At 63.6% G+C, this 15434-nt stretch carries 12 protein-coding genes; 9 read left to right on the top strand and 3 right to left on the bottom strand.

Going from position 1 to position 15434, the window contains the following annotated elements; translation table 11 throughout:
* Positions 1-96: 96 nt before the first annotated feature.
* Genes U1E20_RS06030 through U1E20_RS06020 form a run of 3 tightly spaced genes read left to right on the top strand, consistent with a single transcriptional unit; the run spans position 97 to position 2307 of the window.
* A complete protein-coding gene (locus U1E20_RS06030) occupies positions 97-966 on the top strand; it encodes a xanthine dehydrogenase (protein WP_409979703.1) in 870 nt (289 codons plus the stop codon).
* A 17-nt stretch (positions 967-983) separates the two neighbouring features.
* Positions 984-1520 (top strand): DUF2478 domain-containing protein, encoded by a 537-nt coding sequence (locus U1E20_RS06025; RefSeq protein WP_409979702.1) that lies wholly within the window; start codon positions 984-986, stop codon positions 1518-1520.
* Complete coding sequence (locus tag U1E20_RS06020; protein ID WP_409979701.1) at positions 1510-2307, top strand: YkgJ family cysteine cluster protein; 798 nt, start codon at positions 1510-1512, stop codon at positions 2305-2307. The genes U1E20_RS06025 and U1E20_RS06020 overlap by 11 nt, the downstream gene beginning before the upstream one ends.
* 207 nt (positions 2308-2514) lie before the next feature.
* On the opposite strand, the gene U1E20_RS06015 is transcribed toward U1E20_RS06020, so the two are convergent.
* A complete protein-coding gene (locus U1E20_RS06015) occupies positions 2515-2877 on the bottom strand; it encodes a DUF983 domain-containing protein (protein ID WP_409979700.1) in 363 nt (120 codons plus the stop codon).
* A 198-nt stretch (positions 2878-3075) separates the two neighbouring features.
* On the opposite strand from U1E20_RS06015, the gene U1E20_RS06010 reads away from it, so the two are divergent.
* The gene (locus tag U1E20_RS06010; RefSeq protein ID WP_409979699.1) at positions 3076-5340 is read left to right on the top strand and encodes a ComEC/Rec2 family competence protein; all 2265 of its coding nucleotides are present in this window, start codon (positions 3076-3078) and stop codon (positions 5338-5340) included.
* Positions 5341-5460: 120 nt separating this feature from the next.
* Here U1E20_RS06010 and lexA read toward each other — a convergent pair whose 3' ends face one another.
* Positions 5461-6171, bottom strand: a complete 711-nt coding sequence (gene lexA, locus U1E20_RS06005) for a transcriptional repressor LexA (RefSeq protein ID WP_409979698.1) — start codon at positions 6169-6171, stop codon at positions 5461-5463.
* Positions 6172-6394: 223 nt separating this feature from the next.
* Here lexA and gltX point away from each other — a divergent pair, with 223 nt between their 5' ends.
* The gene (gene gltX, locus U1E20_RS06000) at positions 6395-7819 is read left to right on the top strand and encodes a glutamate--tRNA ligase (protein ID WP_409979697.1); all 1425 of its coding nucleotides are present in this window, start codon (positions 6395-6397) and stop codon (positions 7817-7819) included.
* A gap of 290 nt (positions 7820-8109) precedes the next feature.
* Positions 8110-9396, top strand: coding sequence for a citrate synthase (locus tag U1E20_RS05995; RefSeq protein WP_409979696.1), 1287 nt, complete (start codon positions 8110-8112; stop codon positions 9394-9396).
* Here the strand turns inward: U1E20_RS05995 and U1E20_RS05990 are convergent.
* Positions 9372-9890 carry an SRPBCC family protein gene (locus tag U1E20_RS05990; protein WP_409979695.1) on the bottom strand — a complete coding sequence of 173 codons (519 nt, stop codon included), beginning with the start codon at positions 9888-9890 and terminating at the stop codon, positions 9372-9374. The two genes, U1E20_RS05995 and U1E20_RS05990, sit on opposite strands and share 25 nt — an antisense overlap.
* A gap of 134 nt (positions 9891-10024) precedes the next feature.
* Between U1E20_RS05990 and U1E20_RS05985 the strand changes: the two genes are divergently transcribed.
* From U1E20_RS05985 to U1E20_RS05975, 3 genes are all read left to right on the top strand, one after another.
* A complete protein-coding gene (locus U1E20_RS05985; protein WP_409979694.1) occupies positions 10025-11533 on the top strand; it encodes a YcjX family protein in 1509 nt (502 codons plus the stop codon).
* 72 nt (positions 11534-11605) lie between these two features.
* Positions 11606-11821 (top strand): dodecin, encoded by a 216-nt coding sequence (locus tag U1E20_RS05980; protein ID WP_409979693.1) that lies wholly within the window; start codon positions 11606-11608, stop codon positions 11819-11821.
* A 911-nt stretch (positions 11822-12732) separates the two neighbouring features.
* Positions 12733-15378, top strand: a complete 2646-nt coding sequence (locus U1E20_RS05975) for a hypothetical protein (protein WP_409979692.1) — start codon at positions 12733-12735, stop codon at positions 15376-15378.
* Positions 15379-15434: the final 56 nt, after the last annotated feature.

The raw sequence follows: 15434 nt of genomic DNA, 5'->3' as shown, positions 1-15434 counted from the left end.
TCTTCTGAGGCCGCGCGCCGGCTGGAATGTCGTTATATAGCAGAACAACATAACGATGGCCCGAGGCTTGCTCAGCCGTTCCACAAGGAGGCGACAATGGCGGAATGGCGCGTTCATGGATTCCTGACAAGCGGAGCCGACAATTTTGTCATCATTCTCGGCACGAACGAAATCGCCTCGGCGATCGCGGCCCGGCTGTGCGGACAGCGCTTCAGGGTAGTGATGTGCCACGATCCCTTTCCGCCGGTCATTCGGCGCGGAATGGCCTTTCACGACGCTCTCTATGACGATCGCGCCGAGGTCGACGGCATTGTCGCGCAGCGCGCCGAGACCGCGATCGAGATCATCGACGCCTTAGCCGATCCCGGAAAAGTCGTTGTGACGCACCAGGGGCTGACGGAGGTCGCAACGTTGAAATGGCCGGCGGTCGTGATCGACTCGCGCCTGCAAAAGTCCCGGGTCACTCCGGATTTGCGGGGGCTCGCGCGATTGACCATCGGCGTGGGGCCAAATTTCGCGGTCAGTCGGAATTGCGATTTCGCGATCGAAACGCATCCGGACAGGACTGGGGCGCTCATGGAGAATGGCGAAACGAGATTCGCCGACGGCGTCGCTCGGACGCTGGGCGGCGTCGGCAGGGAACGGTTCGTTTATTCGACATGCGCCGGCGTGTGGCGGACCGCGCTCGACGTCGGCGCGCTGGTTTTCCGCGACTTCGTGCTCGGCTACCAAGACCGAATGACCGTTCGCGCCCCGATGGACGGCTATCTGAGGGGCATCGCGCGGGACGGCGTCCATGCGCCGGCCGACGAGAAGCTTGTCGAGATCGATCCGAGAGGCCGCTCGGCGCGCTGGACCGGCAGCGACGAGCGCGGCCGCAGGATCGCCGACGGCGTGGTCGCGGCGATCGCAAAGGCGCCAATGCGACGCCGTTTGTCGAGAAGGGAACTATCGACGCTTCATTAGCGAATGTGGAGGCAAAGATGAGCCTGCCTGCAAAACGCATCGCCGCGCTTCGGGGCGCGACGAGCCACGAACTCCAAGGCGCGCTTTCCGCCTTTGCGCGAGAGGTTCAATCCCAGGGATTTCGCGTGGCGGGCGTTATCGAGGAATCGGCCTGCGGCGGCGGCGGGTGCAAAAGCCTCAGCGTCAAGGATATCTGGTCGGGCGAAACCATTCCTATTTCGCAGAAGCTTGGCGCCGGTTCCGAGGCGTGCAATCTCGATCCCGGCGGATTGGCGCTTGCATGCGGTCGCATCGAGGCGGCGATCAGTCGCGGCGTCGACGTGGTGGTTCTCAGCAAATTTGGCAAGCTCGAAGCCTCGCGAAGCGGCCTCTGCGACGCCTTTCGCGCCGCCATTCTCGCCGATGTCCCCGTCGTTACGGCAGTATCCCTTCCCGTTTCGCGGGACTGGGATTGCTTTGCCGGCGAACTGTCGGAATATGTCGAGCCCGACATCGACGCTTTGGCGACTTGGTGGCGGGGCCAGTTTTCAGCGGCGGGAGCGCTTGCTCATTGAACGGCGCGCCGGCCCGATCACATTCGACTGGCTGAAGGGCGGAACAAGATTGATGAGCGAAGAGATCGGACCCGCCTCGTTCTTCCAGTCCACGTCGCGCGCCTTCGGCGAAACCATTAGCGCCCGTCGCACGCGCCCGGAGCTTGTCGCGCTGCTCTGCGCACAGGCTTTTGACAGCTTTACGAAAAACGTCGCGATTCAGGCGGAGGGCGATCCGGCTTTGGCCTGCCATGGCGAATGCGCGGGCTGCTGCCGTCTGCGCGTCGTCGCGACGGCGCCCGAAGTGTTTCTGCTCGCGCGCTTCATCTCCGTTAACGCCGCCGCCTTCGCCGAGCGCGGAATCATGCTCCTTCAGCGGGTCGCCGACGCCGATCGGGCGCTTGGCGCGCTATCCGAGGAGCAGCGCATGGCGGCGCAGGGCGCGTGCCCGTTGATCGAGCGCGAATTATGTCTCGCCTATAAAATGCGGCCGCTGGCCTGCCGCGGCCACGCGGCGTTCGACAAGGCGTCATGTCTCGCCGCCGCCCGAGGCGAAGCGGTCGAAGCGCCGATCTCGACGCCCCATCTCGTGGTCCGCAGCCTCGTCCAGAACGCCTTGATGGCGTCGCTGCGGCGCGCCGGACTGGCATGGGGACTCTATGAAATCAACCGGGCGCTGAATGTCGCGCTCTCGGCGCCGAATGCGCTCGAACAATGGATTTCAGGCGAGGACCCTTTGGCGTCCGCCCGAATTCCCGACTTCGACATGGCCGAGGCCGGCGCGATTTTTGACGCGGTCGAAGGATAAGGAATTGCATTCGCGGTTGTTTGATCGCGCGCGGCATTTCCTTCCGTGTTGAGATGAGGAGCGCGCGGCCTTTTTGCGGCCGGAGACCTCACGCCGCCGCTAAGCGGGGAGCCATGTACGACGCGAACCGTTGGGCGCAGGCGCGCGTTCGTGGGATTCTCAATGTTCTTTCATAGCCGGGGACCCCGAGAGCAAGTAGCGTCCCTTTTATGCATTCGGCTTCCTCGACAGCAGCCATAGCGCCGAGATGAGGAATCCCTTTGCAAGTGGGAGCAAGAACAAGACGAGCGCGATCGTTGTCGGCAGAACGATCAACATTTCGACCGCATAGGAGTAACGTCCGCTGCTCTCCAATATGAAGAGTAGCGACACGACGAAAATTGTTACGGCGCCGACCGTCAACCAGGCCGGGCCGTCATCCGCATCGAGGCCCGCAAAGCTTTCCCGGCAATGCTCACAAGAATCGTTCGGCTTGAGGTAGCTTGCGAACAGGGCGCCCACGCCGCAGTTCGGGCATTTTCGCGTAAGTCCGCGAAGCAGGGCCGTGACCGATGACGGTTCGCTCTTCATTGACGCCAAACCGAATGATGGCGATCGTCGCGCCATTGCGCGTAATCGCAGTCTCGCTTTGAGTTAACGGGATAGTTTCTTATCGGGCCGCAGGCAACCGTCGAAGGGCCAAGCGGCGAATCAACACATAGGCGACGCAGACAAGCGCGGCAATCAGCGTTAAGCTCGTCGCTGCATTTGAGCGGGGCCGGCATTTTCTTGAACGACGTTTCGCGCACGGCCGAGAAAGGAGAGGGGAGCCGCGATGTTTCATCGCGCCTCCTTCGCTTATCTGCGCGAGGATTAGCCGCAGCTTTGCGCGCGTCGCTCGAGCAGGAGCGGGCGCTGCGCCGACCCTTTCTTTGGCTGGTCGTCGCCGCCGGCGCCGGCGTCGCGCTCTATTTTTCGGCAGAGCGGGAACCCTCGCTAGCGCTTTGCCTCGGCGCGTTCGCAACCCTCGCCATTCTCGCCGCGCTTGCGCGCAGCCATGCGCGCGCGCAGGCGCTTTTTCTCGCGCTCGCCTTCCTCGCCGGCGGCTTCGCGTCGGGCGCCTGGCGGACGGCGCGGGTCGCCGCGCCGATCGTTCCGCGAACCGGCATCGGCGAACTGACCGGCTTCGTCGAGGAGGTCGATCTGCGGCGCGCCGGCGCGCGTTTCATTCTGCGCGTCGCGAGCGCCGAAGGCCTTCCCGATGGCGTCGTTCCCGCCCGCGTGCGGCTGACGACGCGCGGCGATCCGAGCTTTTCCGCCGGCGACTTCGTCGCTCTTAAAGCGCGGCTGATGCCGCCGGCGCGGGCGGCGCTGCCGGGCGGCTATGATTTCGCGCGCGACGCATTTTTCGCGCGCATCGGCGGCGTCGGCAATGCGCTCGGGCGCATCGAAACAATGTCGCCGCCCGATCCGGCGCCGCTGTCGCTGCGGTTTTTCGCGCGCGTCGATCGGCTGCGCAATGCGCTGGCGATGCGGGTCTATCGACTCATCGACGGCGACGCCGGCGCGATCGCCGCCGCGATGGTCACCGGCAAGCGCGACCTCCTGTCGGAAGACGCCAAGAATCTCATCCGCCGGGCCGGCATTTTTCACATCATCACGATTTCCGGCGTTCAGATGACGCTCGTCGCCGGCATCTTCTTCGTCGGCTTTCGCCGCCTGCTGGCGATGTCGCAGACGCTCGCGCTCAATTATCCGATCAAGAAATGGGCGGCGGCGCTCGCCATGATCGGCGCCGTTCTCTATGACATCGGCACGGGTTCGCGCGTCGGCACCGAGCGCGCGCTCGTCATGACTCTGATCATGCTCGCGGCGGTTCTGTTCGATCGGCCGTCGCTGTCGATGCGCAATCTCGCGATCGCCGCGCTCCTCATCGTTTCCTTCGAGCCGGAGGCGCTGCTTGGCGCGAGCTTTCAGCTTTCCTTCGCCGCTGTCGCAGCCTTGATCGCCGTCTATGAATGGCGCGGCGAATATCTTGCGACGCGCCGCATCGAGGACCGCTCGCCGCAGACATGGTGGCGTGCGTTTCGTGAAAGCGTCATCGAACGCCTGTTGCACGGTCCAGGCGCGGCGATCTTCGCGACGCTATGCGCGACTTCGGCGACGGCGTCTTTCATGGCGAATGATTTTCACGAGCTCAGCCCCTATGTGCTGATCGGCAATCCGCTGACCCTCGCCATCATCGAATTCTTCGCGGTTCCCTGCGCGCTTCTCGGCGCCGCGCTCTATCCGCTCGGCCTCGATGGATTCGTCTGGCGCTATCTCAAAATGGGCATCGACCTCGTGACCTATCTCGCCGGGCTCATCGCCAGCGCGCCGGGCGCGAGCCTGCCGGTCAAAGCCTTCGCGCCCTGGGCGATTATTTTTCTTGCTCTCGCGGTGTTGTCGCTCGTTCTGTGGCGGACATGGGCGTGGCGCGGCCTCGCCATTCCTCTCGCCTTGATCGGATTGATGGGCGCGACGGGCGGCGCGCCTTTCGACCTCGCCGTGCCGGCGACCGGAGAATCGGCGGCGCTGCGCCTGTCGTCGGGTCAGCTCTCGGTCCTCGGGCGAAGGCCGAGCGCTTTCGCCGCCGAACAATGGCTACGCGCCGACGGCGATGCGCGCCTCGCGTCGGACGCGAAGAGCGGCGTCGCCTGCGATGATTTAGGCTGCGTCGCCAAGTCGATCGACGGCCGCTTCGTCGCGCTCGTCGCCGAGCGCGGCGCCTTTTTCGAAGACTGCGCGCGCGCCGGCGTCGTCATTACGCCGCTCTATGCGCCGACTGGATGCGCGGCGCCGATCGTGATCGATCGCCGCAAGCTCAGTGAAACGGGGGCGGTGTCGCTGCGTTTCAAGGGTGACGAAGTCGAATGGACGACGGCGCGCGCGATCGACGAGGATCGGCCATGGTCGCCGGCGCCGCGCGAGCGCCGCAAGCCGGCGTTCCCGGCGCCGCTCAGCGATGACGAGCGTAACGAGGAAGACGCCCGCGCGACGGAGCCGCTGGAATAGGGCGAGCAATTTGTTCGTCATTGCGAGGAGCATAGCGACGAGGCGCTCCAGCCGGGCCGCGCGGCCCTGGATTGCTTCGCTTCGCTCGCAATGACGGCTCGCCCCTGCGTAGCGCTGAGGCTAATACTTCCGCAGCAGGCTGACGAGCTTGCCTTGAATCCGCACGCGGTCGGGGCCGAAGATGCGGGTCTCATAGGCGGGGTTCGCCGCCTCCAGGGCGATCGAGGCGCCGCGCTTGCGCAGGCGCTTCAGCGTCGCTTCCTCATCGTCGATCAGCGCCACGACAATGTCGCCAGTGTCGGCGTTGTCCTGTTTCTTGATGACGACGGTGTCGCCGTCGAGAATGCCGGCCTCGATCATCGAATCGCCGCGCACTTCGAGCGCGAAATGCTCGCCGCTCATCAGCAGGTCGGGCGGTAGGTTGATGGTATGGCTGCGGTTCTGGATGGCGGAGATCGGCGTGCCGGCGGCGATGCGCCCCATCACCGGAATCGCGACCTGCTGATCGCTCTCGTCCTCGATACGCTCGTTGAGCGGGCGCACGCGGCCGAGATTTCCTTCAATGACCGAGGGGGCGAACTTGCCGCCGCGTCCGCCAGCGCTCCGCGGCGTCGCTGATTCGGGCAGACGCAGGACTTCGAGCGCGCGAGCGCGATTGGGCAGGCGGCGGATGAAGCCGCGCTCCTCGAGCGCGAGTATGAGCCGATGAATGCCGGACTTCGAACGCAGATCGAGCGCGTCCTTCATCTCGTCGAAGGAGGGCGGCACGCCCGACTCCTTCAGGCGCTCATGGATGAAGCGCAACAGGTCGTTTTGTTTTTTGGTCAGCATCGCCGCTCCGCCTCGCAAGCCCAATCGTCGAATTTCGCCGCGCCGCAGCTTTTCGCTGGATAACCTAAACAAATCATGAACGAACGATATATGTTCTCACTGCGTTCCGCAAGTCTTATGTTCACGCTTTGGTTAAGCGATCATACCGGCGCTCTATATTCGCCGGGCGAGACGCGTGCTAGACGGTCCGACCCTTATAAAAGTTGAGGAATTCGCGGCGCTCATGTCACAAATCGTCACCCGCTTCGCTCCGTCGCCCACCGGCTTTCTGCATATCGGCGGCGCGCGCACGGCGCTGTTCAACTGGCTCTATGCCAAGAAGCACGGCGGACGGATGATGCTGCGCATCGAGGACACCGACCGCGAACGCTCCACGAAGGCGGCGATCGACGCGATCATCGACGGTCTCACATGGCTTGGCCTCGATTGGGACGGCGACATCGTCTACCAGTCCGCCCGCGCCGCGCGCCACGCCGAGATCGCGCAGGCGTTGCTGGCGCAGGGTAGGGCCTATCGCTGCTACGCCACGGCGCAGGAACTCGACGAAATGCGCGAGACCGCCAAGGCGGAAAAGCGTCCCTGGCGCTATGACGGCCGCTGGCGCGATCGCGATCCCGCCGAGGCGCCGGCGGGCGCGCCCCATGTCGTGCGCATCAAGGCGCCGCAGGACGGCGAGATGATCGTCGACGACGCGGTGCAGGGACGCGTCGTCTTCCAGAACAAGGATCTCGACGATTTCATTCTGTTGCGCTCCGACGGCGCGCCGACTTACATGCTTGCGGTCGTCGTCGACGATCATGACATGGACGTCTCCCAGATCATTCGCGGCGACGATCATCTCACCAACGCGGCGCGGCAGACGCATATCTATCAGGCGATGGGCTGGCAGACGCCGGCCTTCGCCCATATTCCGCTGATCCACGGGCAGGACGGCGCCAAGCTCTCGAAGCGCCATGGCGCGCTTGGCGTCGACGCCTATCGCGCCATGGGCTATCTGCCGGCGGCGCTGCGCAATTATCTCGTGCGTCTCGGCTGGTCGCAGGGCGACAAGGAGTTTTTCACCACGCAGGAGATGATCGACTCTTTCGATCTTGCGCAAGTGCATCGCTCGCCGGCGCGCTTCGATTACGCCAAGCTCGAAAATATGAACGGCCATTATTTGCGCGACGGCGACGACGACGAATTGTTCGAGACGCTCGTCGCGACGCTGCCCTATCTCGACGGCGGCGAGGCTGTGGCGCAGGCGCTCGACGACAGGAAACGCGCGCAATTGCGCGCTGCGCTGCCCGGCCTCAAGGCGCGCGCCAAAACCTTGAACGAACTTCTCGACGGCGCCGGCTTTCTCTTCGCGCATCGTCCGCTGCCGCTCGACGCCAAGGCGGCGCAGTTGCTCTCGACCGACGCGCGCGCTCGGCTTGCGACGCTCGTCGAAAAGCTCGCGGCCCTGCAGGACTGGACGGCGGCGGCCACCGAAGCCGTCGTGCGCGATCTCGCGACGTCGCTCGGCGTCAAGCTCGGCGATCTCGCCCAGCCCTTGCGCGCGGCGCTCACCGGCCGCGCGACCTCGCCCGGCATTTTCGACGTGCTCGAAATATTGGGGCGCGAGGAAAGCCTGGCGCGAATTTCCGACCAGGCCGCCCTCGGATAGCGCTCTACGCCCTCACGGCGCGCGTCGCTGACGAGAATTGTGGCGCCGCGCCGATTTGCGCGCCATAGGAAGACAAGCGGGCAATGCATGAGGCGCAAGAATCATGGCGCGCGCTTGACAGGCCTCGCCGTTGCTATAGCTTTTTGCGCTGCACAAATGATCGGAATGCGCATCGGCGTGCGACGGATGCGACGACATCGCGAAGGCGACGCAATTCATGCTTAGCCTTCGCCGCGCGTCGCGCCGCGAACCGGCTCGTCGCGAGGCGGGACGTTTGAGAGGGAGCGGGCATGCCGGAGAAGAACGGTATCTTCACGATCGGCGACAGATCGGTCGATTTGCCGGTCATGGACGGAACGCTGGGGCCGTCGGTGGCGGATATCCGCAATCTCTACGCCGAAACCGGCATGTTCACTTTCGATCCCGGTTTCACCTCGACCGCGTCCTGCGAGTCGAAGATCACCTTTATCGATGGCGAAGAGGGCATTCTGCTCTATCGCGGCTATCCGATCGAACAGCTCGCCGAGCACGGCGACTTTCTCGAAACCTGCTATCTGCTGCTCTATGGCGAACTGCCGTCGGCGGCTGAAAAAGCCAATTTCGATTATCGCATCACGCGCCACACCATGGTGCATGAGCAGATGGCGCGCTTCTTCCAGGGCTTCCGCCGCGACGCGCATCCGATGGCGGTGATGGTCGCCTCAGTCGGCGCGCTTTCGGCCTTCTATCACGACTCGACCAATATCGCCGATCCCACCCAGCGCATGGTGGCGTCGACGCGCATGATCGCGAAAATTCCGACGCTGGCGGCGATGGCCTATAAATATTCGATCGGCCAGCCCTTCGTTTATCCCAAGAACGATCTCGATTACACGTCGAACTTCCTGCGCATGTGTTTCGCGGTTCCTTGCGAGGAATATAAGGTCAATCCGGTGCTGTCGCGCGCGCTCGACCGCATCTTCATCCTGCACGCCGACCATGAGCAGAACGCGTCGACCTCGACCGTTCGGCTGTCCGGCTCGTCAGGCGCCAATCCCTTCGCCTGCATCGCGGCGGGCATTGCTTCGCTGTGGGGGCCGGCGCATGGCGGGGCCAATGAAGCGGTGTTGAAAATGCTCGGCGAAATCGGCACGCCGGATCGGATTCCGCAGTTCATCGCGCGCGCCAAGGACAAGAACGATCCGTTCCGGCTGATGGGTTTCGGCCATCGCGTCTATAAGAACTACGATCCGCGCGCCAAAATCATGCAGCGCACGACGCGGGAAGTTCTGAACGAACTTGGCGTCAAGGATGATCTCCTCGACGTCGCGCTGGAGCTCGAACGCATCGCCCTGCACGATGATTATTTCATCGAGAAGAAGCTCTATCCCAACATCGACTTCTATTCGGGCATCACCCTCAAGGCGATGAATTTCCCCACCGCGATGTTCACCGTGCTGTTCGCGGTCGCGCGCACGGTCGGCTGGATCGCGCAGTGGAAGGAGATGATCGAGGACCAGGGCTCGCGCATCGGGCGGCCGCGCCAGCTCTATACGGGCGAGAAGCAACGCGACTATGTGCCGATGTCGAAGCGCTGATTGAGGGAAGCAGGGCGATCGCCGCGGCGCGCCCTGAGATAATCCCTCAGTCCTTTCTCGCCCCGTGGCGTCGTCCAATAATGATTGAGGGCGAACAGCGGCCAAAGGACGGGCGCGAGGAAGCGCATGCCCGGTCGGTCGATTTTCACCTCGAAGAGCAGCGCGACATAAACATCGTCGCCGCGCTGCGTTAGCGTCGCGCTCCAGGCGCCGTCGAGATCGCCACAGGTGCGGACCGCCACTTTGCGCGGCGGCTCCAGTTCCGTCGCCTCGACGATGAAATTGAGGGTGAAGGGCAAAAAGCCGCGCACCTTTGCCCGCAGTCTCGCGCCGATCTCTGGCGCATCGCCCGGCGTCACCCGTTCGGCGTCGAGATAAACTCCCTTCCACCACCGGGGCAGGAGTTCGCCGCGCGCCAATATGTCATAGACTTCCTCGACGCTGGCGTCCGGAATGTCCCAGCTTTCGTCAAATTTGAAACTATGCGCCGACATCGCCGCCTCCCTATGCAAAGTCCTCTGGCGTAACGCGCAAAACGTCGCTTTGGATGCGCGCTCTATTCAATCCCGGCGGCTTTGGATTAGATGTGCCGCGACCATATCTTGCAGGTTGATCGACGGGAGCGGCCTTGACGCAATTTTCCGATCTGATGTTCGAAACGCGCGTCGCCGCCGAGAGCGTCGCCGATTTTCTCGCAGGGGGTCGACTGCGCCTCGGCGTCACCGGCCTGTCGCGCTCGGGCAAGACCGTCTTCATCACCGCGCTGGTGCATCAATTGACGCGCGCGCTTTCGGCGCGCGGCGCCAAGGGCGTCGACAGCAAGACTTTGCTGCCGGTGTTTCGTCCGCTCGCCGAAAGCCGTATCGTTTCGGCGCATCTCGACCCGCAGCCCGATTATAGCGTGCCGCGTTTCGCCTACGAGGAACATCTCGCGGCGCTCGCCGGCGCGGACCGGCATTGGCCGGAGTCGACCCGGCGCATTTCCGAATTGCGGGTGAGCCTCGAATATCGCGCCAAGGGCTGGTCGCTGCGCAAGGGCTTGAACCAGGGGCCGGCGCGGCTCGACATCGACATCGTCGACTACCCCGGCGAATGGCTGCTCGATCTGCCATTGCTGGGCAAATCCTATGCGCAATGGTCGCTTGAGACGCTGGAGGCGGCGAGCGTCTCGGCGCGCGCGACGATCGCCAGCGAGTGGCGCGGCCTGACGGCGCAGACCGACGTCAAGGCGCGTTATGAGGAAGAAACCGCGCAGGCTCTGGCGCGGGCCTTCACCCAATATCTACGTCTCGCGCGTTCCGATCGTTTCGCGCTGTCGAGCCTGCCGCCAGGGCGTTTTCTGATGCCCGGCGACCTTGAAGGTTCGCCGGCGCTCACCTTCGCGCCGCTGCCCGTCGCCGAAGGCGAAGAGTTTCCTTATCGCAGCCTCGGGCGCGAAATGGAGCGCCGTTATGAAGCATATAAGTCGCAGGTGGTGCGGCCGTTCTTTCGCGATCATTTCGCGCGGCTCGACCGTCAGATCGTTCTCGTCGATACGCTCGCCGCGTTGAATTCCGGCCCCGAGGCGGTGCGCGATCTCGAAACCGCGCTGACCGGCGTGCTGACGGCCTTCCGCACCGGCCGCGCCAATCTGTTCTCGACGATCTTTCGGCCGAAAATCGACCGCATTCTCTTCGCGGCGACGAAGGCCGACCATCTGCATCACACCAGTCACGACCGGCTCGAGGCGATCCTGCGCCACCTGACCGCCCGCGCCATCGAACGCGCCGAGGGAGTGGGCGCGACGATCGACGTGATCGCGCTCGCCGCCGTGCGGGCGACGCGCGAAGCGATGGTGCGCCACGAAGGCGAAAAGCTTTCCGCCATCGTCGGCGTCCCGACCGCGGGGGAGCATATCGGCGGCGAAATCTTCGACGGCGTGGCGGAAGGCGCGATTTTTCCCGGCGAGCTGCCGGCCGATCCGAGCGACGTGTTTCTCGGCGAAGCGCTGGCGGTTTCCGACGAGGAGGCCGACTTCCGCTTTCTCAAATTCCGGCCGCCGGTCGCGGCGCTTGGCGCCGACCGAAAGCCGCTGCCGCTCCCGCATATCAGGCTCGATCGGGCGATGGAGTTTCTTTTCGGCGACCGATTGAGCTGACGCTACGCGCCCGCCGGGCATGGCCTACCTATTGCAAGTCAGTATTAACAATCTGAATTGTGGGAGCCGAAGATGGAAGGCCATGTCTACAAGATCGTCGAACTCGTCGGCGCTTCGCCGGACAGCGTCGAGGACGCCGTAAGCGCCGCGCTCAAGCGCGCCGGCGAGACCCTGCGCAATTTGCGATGGTTCGAGGTAACGCAGATTCGCGGCAACATCAATAAGGGCGTGGTCGCCGAATATCAGGTGGTGCTGAAGGTCGGCTTCACCCTCGATCGCGACGACTAGGGCATGAAGTGACACGTCGCGGCTTCTGACCGATTCGGCGCCGTCGCCCCACCCCGCATTGCTGCGCAATGCGACCCTCCCCTTCAAGGGGAGGGTGGAGTCGCGCAGCATCAGATTTCCCGCCATCTTTCGACGCAGGTTTAAAAAGGGCGGTCCGGGACGCCTCGGCCCCGTTACTCGGCCGAGTGCGATAAGAGCGAATTGCGGTCGGGGCTGATGAGCCGTCCCGGACCCGGTCTTTTTCCGCGAGGCGCCTTTTTGTGCGCATCGCAAGAGCCTCATATTCGCCGCAGCGCGCTTTCCGATCAGACGAAATCGTCTGATTGATAAGAAATCGCGCCAAATAAAAAAGTGGAGCAAGTTCCGATCGAAAAAGTCTGTCAACTTTTTCGGAACTTGCTCTATGCCGCTGGAACTTTGCCCGTTCTAGGTACTCGTTCCCTGCGTGCAGCCTAAGCATTCGGCCGGGACTTTTCGCGCCTGTTGGACATGCGCCCTCCACGCGAGGAGGAGGCCCGATCGGCGGTCGGAGCGCCCGACGCAGGAGCGAGGGTCGTCGTCCTGCGCTTAACCGTCCCCGCCAGCGCCGACCCTGACGACGCCCCTTTTTAGTTGGCGAGGCGGGGGCAGGATAGGGGAGGTTTTGGGAGTGGGGATAAGTTTTGATTTTGAGGTGTCACCTTTCCACGTCATGCCCGCGCTTGTCGCGGGCATCCACGCGGCGCCGTCACCCGTTGCGCAACAAGCGCTGCGCAACGTCCCGGCGTGGATGGCCGGGACAAACCCGGCCATGACGTGTGTGGGACGGAGGCGTGGGCGACGAAAATCAGCTTATGCTTTCCGCTCGTAATCGATTATCATCAGCGCGTTTTGAGCGCCCGCCCATGCACGGGTTGAATATTGGAATGGCGATGGCCGAACTATTTCCCCTCTCAGAGCCTCAGGGCGAGGTTAAGCGTCACGTCATATTTGTTCACGGGCTCGACGGCGACCCGCGAAAAACCTGGACCAGTCCAGCGTCGCCGCAGCCGGATAACCGGCTTTGGCCGACTTGGCTTGCCGCCGACATCGACGGCCTCGCGGTCTGGTCGCTTGGCTATGAGGCGACAGCGCTCGAATGGCGCGATTCGACGATGGGTCTTGCCGACAAGGCGCGCAAAGTGCTCAGCATGCTCGAAGTCGAAGATCGACTGGCGACTGGCGAACTGATTTTCGTCGGACATAGTCTCGGCGGACTTCTCATCAAGCAAATGCTGCGCAAGGCGTCAGATGCGGCGTCGCTGCACGCGGAAGCGCTCAGTCTGATCGAGCGCACGCGCAAAATCGCCTTTGTTACGACCCCGCAGCTTGGCGCGCATCTGGCGGGCTGGGGCGACAGCTTTCGCCTGCTGTTTCGTCCCTCCGCGGGGGCGCGCGTATTGTTGCGCAACGACCAGCATTTGCGAGACCTGAACGTGTGGTATCGCGACTGGGCGCGCGAAAAGAAAATCGCTCAACTCATTTTGTATGAAACGAGAGCGACCTCTGTTTTCGGCATGCTGGACAAGCCGGACAGCGGCGATCTTGGACTGGCGTTGGAAGCGATCGCGATCGACGCCGAACACATTCAGATCGCGGAGCTGCTCAGCCCTGATCAACAAGTCTATAAATTGATCCGGGCCTTTATCGAGCGTGAGGCGGCGCGTCCAATCACGAAAGTGGAAAGGACAATTGAGGCGCTCGCCGACCGAGTCGCCAGGGAAAAAGGCGTTCTGGTCGAGCCCCTGCAAGCGATATTGGCAAAATTCAGAGAAGCAGGCGTCGCGCCTGAAACAATACCGACGCGCTTTGAGGCGAAAGCCGACGAATTAGTCGATTTACGCAGGCAGCTCGCGCGTCTGAGCAATGAACGTCCCGAACTCTCGGCGATCCGTGAGAGCGCCCTCGCGCTGATCGAGCGCGGGGATTTCGATGCGGCGCGCGCGGCGCTTGCGCGTGGTCGTGAGGCGGCGCGGGCCTTGCGCGTCGACGCTAGGCGTAGCGAGGCGGAATTGCTCGCCGACGAAGCCCGCGTCGACAATCTGCAGCTTGCCTATCGCGCCGCCGCATCAAAATATGCGGAAGCGGCGCGTCTGGTCGCCGATTTCGACAGCGAAGGCAACGTCAACTGGCTATTGGCGCGGGCGGTCGAGCTTTACGCGCAAGGAGACGAATTCGAAGATAGTGCGGCGCTTGTCGATGCGGTGGCGGCATATCGCGTGGCGCTCATGAAAATTTCGCGACAGCGCGCTCCGCTTCAATGGGCGGCGACGCAGAACGATCTCGGCGATGCGCTCGCGAGGCTCGGGGAGCGCCAGAGCGGGATCGCGCGTCTTGAGGAGGCGGTGGCATCCTATCGCGCGGCGCTGACGGAAAGAACGCAAGAGCGTGTTCCGTTGGATTGGGCGATGACGCTGAACAATCTTGGCAATACGCTCAGAACGCTGGGGGAGCGGGAGAGCACGCAAGAAGAATCCAATCGGCGACTTGAGGAGGCGGCGGCGTCCTATCGCGCAGCGCTGACGGAAGGGACGCAAGACCGCGTTCCGCTCCAATGGGCGATGACGCAGATTAATCTCGGCGATGCGCTCACCGCGCTCGGGGAGCGCGACAGCGGGCAAGAAGAATCGAATCGGAGTCTTGAGGCGGCGGTCGCGGCCTATTGCGCGGCGCTGACGGAAAGGGCGCTGGAGCGCGTTCCGTTCGATTGGGCGATGACGCAGAACAATCTCGGCGCTGCGCTCGCCAGGCTCGGGGAGTGGGAGAGCAGGCAAGAAGAGTCCACTCGGCGCCTTGAGGCGGCGGCGGCGGCTTATCGCGCGGCGCTGACGGAATGGACGCAGGAGCGCGCTCCGCTCCAATGGGCGATGGCGCAGAACAATCTCGGCGCCGCGCTCATGGCGCTCGGCGAGCGCGAGAGCAGGCAAGAGGAATCTATTCGGCGTCTTGAGGCGGCGGTCGCGGCCTATCGGGCGGCGTTGACCGAAATTGTGCAAGAGCGCGTTCCGCTCGACTGGGCGATGACGCAGAACAATCTCGGCAATGCGCTCACCAGGCTTGGGGAGCGTGAGCAGGGGCAAGTAGAATTCACTCGGCGACTAGAAGAGGCGGTGGCGGCGTACCGGGCGGCGCAGACGGAAAGGACGCAAGAGCGCGTTCCGCTCCAATGGGCGATGACGCAGAATAATCTCGGCAATGCGCTTACGGCGCTCGGAGAGCGCGAGAGGGGGCAGGAGGAATCTATTTGGCGTCTTGAGGAGGCGGTTGCGGCTTTTCGCGCGGCGCTGACGGAAAGGACGCAAGAGAGCCTGCCGCTCCAATGGGCGACCACGCAGAATAATCTTGGCGCTGCGCTCATGATCCTCGGGGAGCGTGAGAGCGGGCGAGACCAATCCATTCGGCGTCTTGAGGCAGCGGTCGCGGCCTATCGCGCCGCGCTGACGGAATGGACAACAGAGCGCGTTCAGCGCTGGCATGACATGGCGCAACAAAACCTGGCTTGGTGTTTGGCCTTGTTGGAACGGCGCCGCAACTCGTGAAGCGGCGCATTCCAACTCCCCGGTTCACAAATCCTTCGTTCTCGATTAGGGTCCGC

Source organism: Methylocystis sp. (assembly GCF_046349115.1).
Taxonomy (GTDB): Bacteria; Pseudomonadota; Alphaproteobacteria; order Rhizobiales; family Beijerinckiaceae; genus Methylocystis.
This window is presented reverse-complemented; position numbering and strand designations above follow the sequence as displayed.